Raw genomic sequence first — 3,657 nt, 5'->3', positions numbered from 1 at the left:
GAGTAAACTTCCATCTGGTTTATCCAAAAAATGAATATCGCTTCGCTGAACACCTAAAATGCTTAATGCGGATTCCGCTTCTTGCTTCCGGAGTTTTACAATCTCGTCTTTAATATCTGACTTGAAACCACCATTACCTTGTCCATCAGTCAAGAATACAACTGTAACAGGTATAAGTTGCCTCCGCTTCAGCGCAATCATTCCACCACAACCAAAAGTTTCATCATCTTGGTGAGGAGAAAATACCATCGCTGACTTTAAGCTCAACTCCAAAGGTTGACTACGGAAGCGCAAAATCACATTATATAATAAAGCTGAGTTAAGATATTGCATTCGTTGCAACAAGTTCTCAGGTAAGAACTTTTGTATTTCTTTTAAACGTTTTTTTATTGTCATAATCGAGAGTTAATATTATGTAGATTTTTGCAGTTACCTAGGTATGGTAATTTTCATGTCTTTTATACAAAACATAAATTTTTTATTCTCTTTTACCACCCTTTTAATTTATAAACCTTTTTCACAGGAATTACAATCACCTGAATTTATCATTTTTCGTGTAGACAGTATTGCAATGAAACTTTTGCTCCAAAAGCAGAAGCAGTATTTATTTATTTATATATTTATATATTTATAAAACAAATTTGATTAAAGCCGTATAACAAAAAACTATTTAAGTCATTGCTTTTTATCTTTTGTAAAATTATCAATATAATGTTTATATCTGACTTTTCACGGGATGTGGAAAACGCTACGTAAAACCTAACCCCCCCAACCCCCTTCCCTACTCGACCGTGTACACACATCTTTTTATAATTCTTACATTCCTTCCCTTTGCCTACTTTGCGTACTTTGCGGTTCGTTAAAGAATGAACCACAAAGCCCGCTCTCATTGGCGAACCCGAAGGGAGAGGTTTTAAAGATGGCGTGAAAAGTCAGTGTTTAGATAAATTCAAATAAATTACGCAAAAACAAAATTTATTCATTAAAATTTCATAATCAAGATAAACATGTTGTGTATATTAATCGGGTTCTCTGTATCTAAACTATCGAAAATTAATCCTTTTTCTCCTAAAACCTCTCCCCCAACCTGTCTTTTACAAGGGTCGGTATGCAAACGTACTCCCCCTTCCCTCCTATGGAAGGAGGTTGGGGGGTTAGGTTTTTTCCAGATAACGTGAAAAGTTAGATCAGATTTCAGCTAGAATCAAAATTAATTAGGTAGGTAATGTATGATGGCTAGGAGACATGTTTAGTTGAAATAATTCTAATTTATACATAAACTATCAAATATATATATCAACAGGATTATGTTTACTGTAAATTCATCGAATCTACATGTTATTTTTAAAAATAAATAATTTAAACTTTACTTGATTTGGAGCGTAATTTTTGATAAAATTAGTTATGCAAAGCGCAAAAGCTTCAACTGACTCTATAGAATAAGGATGCTACTATTTGAAGAGCAATTACTAAATCGATTTTACGGTGTAAGTATGCTTGTATTGAGTGATATGAGTATACAGATAATATAAATATATACCAGTAGTTACAGTAAACCTGGATTAATACCCTAGCTTCAAAAACGGTATTAATATATATGAGGTATGAAGCGGTGTCAAATGGATAAATATTGAGGAAAATCGGTGAACGGTAGCGATAATAATGTTTTGAAGCCTATATCAATATTGTGTGTAGGTGCGGGTTGGTTTCCAAAAACGCCTGGAGGGTTAGAAAGGTATGTTTATGATCTGACGCATAAGTTAGCAGCATTTGACCAGATTGAACTTTGTGGTGTTGGGTTGCCAAGAGATGCCGATAATTTATCGATAAAGTTAACAAACCTAGCTGCTCCTGATGCGCCAATATGGAAGCGTATGTGGTCGTGTCGCTCAAATTTCCGCGCGTCGCGAACTTTTACACCCGATGCCATCAATTTGCATTTTGCTTTGTACAGCTTTCCGATATTAGATTTATTACCAAAACAAGTTCCAATTACGTTCAACTTTCATGGCCCCTGGACATCAGAAAGTGTACAGGAGAGTGGAGAGACGCGAATTAGTATTTTGTTAAAGAAGTGGTTAATTGAACAGAGAACTTATAACCGATGCGATAGATTTATCGTTCTCTCAAAAGCATTTGGTAAAATATTACACCAGCAATATCAAATTCCTTGGGAAAGGATTCACATAATTCCTGGTGGAGTTGATACGAATAAATTTCAGCCTAATTTATCTTCCACACAAGCGCGCGAAGTGCTAGGCTGGCCTCAAGACCGTCAGATTTTGTTTACATCGCGTCGTTTAGTACATCGTGTAGGTATAGATAAGTTATTGAATGCGGTCGCAGCAATAAAACCAAGAAATCCAGATATTTGGTTAGCGGTTGGTGGAAAAGGTTCAATGCTTGAAACTTTAATTGCTCAAGCAACCGAACTGGGTCTTAATGACCACGTTAAGTTTATTGGATTTTTGCCTGACGAGTTATTACCTCTAGCATATCAAGCTGCCGACTTAAGCGTAATGCCCAGTCAATCATTTGAAGGTTTTGGACTAGCTATCGTTGAGTCGCTAGCTTGTGGGACTCCAGTTGTTTGCACACCAGTTGGTGGAATGCCAGAGATATTAGAACCATTCTCACCTGAATTGATTTGTGCTTCGACAAGTGACACTGCAATAGCAGAAACTTTAGAACACGCATTATTGAAAAAAATTACAGTCCCCTCACTCCAACAGTGTCGTGAGTACACAACTGCCAACTTTGACTGGTCTAAAATTGCGAGACAAGTACGCGCGGTTATGTTAGAAGGTAAACTTTCCTGATTCAAATTGCTTTAATTCTTCCCAAAACTCTTTTTGTAATGGTTCTGGCAATACCATTACCTTATCGATAAATTTATACAGGTTACGGATATCTTGCTCCTCGAATTCCTTTTCGTATAATTGTAAGGTTAATTTGGTTTTCCAGATTTTGCGTAACTCAGGCGCCTGTGAGGTATCTAGTGCTTTTAAATGTGCCATTATAATCGTAGCTACGGGGTTCTCACTTTGTTCCAATTCTTCCCAGCGCTCATTGAAATCTAAAAGCTTGAGGTTTTGAAAGCGAAAATCTAAGCTACTACCAAAGCCATGATCGTAACCAAATTGTTCTGGGTGCCAATTTTTGTCCTCATCGCATAAAATCACCAAAGTAAAAGGATGTTGATCATATCGCTCAAAAATGCGTCCAGTTTGAGTAAACATTTTTCTTGGCAAATGTTCAAAGTATTCTCCTTGAACTTGGAGGTGTATTATCACCCATTCCTCTTCTTCTTGATTTAGCCAGACACGAACTATTTTACTAGTGTACTCTCGGCCGGGTTCAACATCCCGGTTCATTTGCTGAAAATCCCTATTTAAGAACTCATATGGCAGTTCCATATCAACTCTCGCAGCAATATTAGGGAGGTACTTGATCATATCGATAAAATACGTTTCTATAACTTCTTTCCAGGCATTCTCATAATCACTACGTTTATGATTAGTCATAAAACAGACGACTATATATTTGTAGTTTTAGTTTATATTAGTAAATTATACAGTAATAGTAAAGTGATATGAGCTTAGATTACAATCAAATTTTAGCAGAATCAAAAGATGTAAAAACTCAACCCAAAAGACT

The 3,657-nt window shown here is 36.1% G+C and carries 3 protein-coding genes; 1 reads left to right on the top strand and 2 read right to left on the bottom strand.

Annotated elements, in window-relative coordinates; genetic code table 11:
- A partial coding sequence (locus AC2JBO_RS43780) for a PIG-L deacetylase family protein (protein ID WP_496959886.1) occupies positions 1-396 on the bottom strand: 396 nt, incomplete at its 3' end.
- A 1,247-nt stretch (positions 397-1,643) separates the two neighbouring features.
- Between AC2JBO_RS43780 and AC2JBO_RS43775 the strand changes: the two genes are divergently transcribed.
- A complete protein-coding gene (locus tag AC2JBO_RS43775) occupies positions 1,644-2,819 on the top strand; it encodes a glycosyltransferase family 4 protein (protein ID WP_496959885.1) in 1,176 nt (391 codons plus the stop codon).
- On the opposite strand, the gene AC2JBO_RS43770 is transcribed toward AC2JBO_RS43775, so the two are convergent.
- Positions 2,799-3,524, bottom strand: coding sequence for an RpnC/YadD family protein (locus AC2JBO_RS43770; protein ID WP_496959884.1), 726 nt, complete (start codon positions 3,522-3,524; stop codon positions 2,799-2,801). The two genes, AC2JBO_RS43775 and AC2JBO_RS43770, sit on opposite strands and share 21 nt — an antisense overlap.
- Between the last annotated feature and the right edge of the window lie 133 nt (positions 3,525-3,657).

This window comes from Calothrix sp. CBUCES-K 9914 (genome assembly GCF_059640475.1).
Note: the sequence above shows the minus strand (reverse complement) of the source record. Positions and strands in the feature narration are given on the sequence as shown.